This window comes from Nostocoides jenkinsii Ben 74 (assembly GCF_001046875.1).
Taxonomy (GTDB): Bacteria; Actinomycetota; Actinomycetes; order Actinomycetales; family Dermatophilaceae; genus Nostocoides_A; species Nostocoides_A jenkinsii.
In genome coordinates, this window is record NZ_HF571038.1 from 3,809,243 (window position 1) to 3,809,986 (window position 744).

1 protein-coding gene is annotated in these 744 nt (G+C 69.5%); it reads right to left on the reverse strand.

Annotated elements, in window-relative coordinates:
* Window positions 1–212 precede the first annotated feature (212 nt).
* The coding region (locus BN13_RS18165) for an ISL3 family transposase (protein ID WP_048548521.1) at window positions 213–744 on the reverse strand (532 nt) is incomplete at its 5' end.

A 744-nucleotide genomic window follows, 5' to 3' on the forward strand; every position in this document is an offset into this window, starting at 1 on the left:
TGCCGCGGAGAGGTAAGGCGCTCCTGCCGCTGATCGGTCCAGGGGGGAGTCAACCAGGAACCTGAAGCCGGCCTCGCCGAGTCGAGGCTGGGGGAAGGGTTCGTCCCAAAATCCGCCGCTGAAGTGGCCGATCTGTCCCACCTGTCCCGAACTCGCGAGTATTTCCCAGAATCGCTCCCCGCCTGTCAGCCGGCAGCGACTTTGAGGGCTCATCACAATCGGGGGTGTAGGGCTGGCCTGAAGCCGCCGGTCTCGAGCAGGCTGCGGGCGATGTAGTTGGTGAGGTTGCGGAACCCGAGGGCGGAGCCTCGGAGGTGTTCGAGGCGGCCGTTGAGGGCTTCTGTTGGGCCGTTGCTGGTGCCGGGCCGGTCGAAGTACGCCAAGACATCGGCGGCGCGCTGGTTGAGGGTTCGGCCCAGCCGCCGCAGCTCGGTCAGTACGGCCGGGACGCCCTCGCGGAGAGCCTCGATCACTGCGGTCATGGCTGCTCGGCCTGAGGTGCGGTCGGGGTCGCGGTAGGCGGCGATCATCCGTTGCAGGATCCCCCAGGTGGCCTCGACCTCGACGTGGTCCTCGTCGGCGAACAGTGCGGTGAGGCGTTCGCGTTGCCGGTCGGTGAGCAGGTCGGCGCCGGTGTGCAGGGTCCGCCTGGCCCGGTACAGCGGGTCGCCCGTGAGCCCGCGGTGGCCGTGGAGCTCGAGCTGGACCCGGCGCCGGCAGCGGTCCAGAGCATCCCCAGCGAGG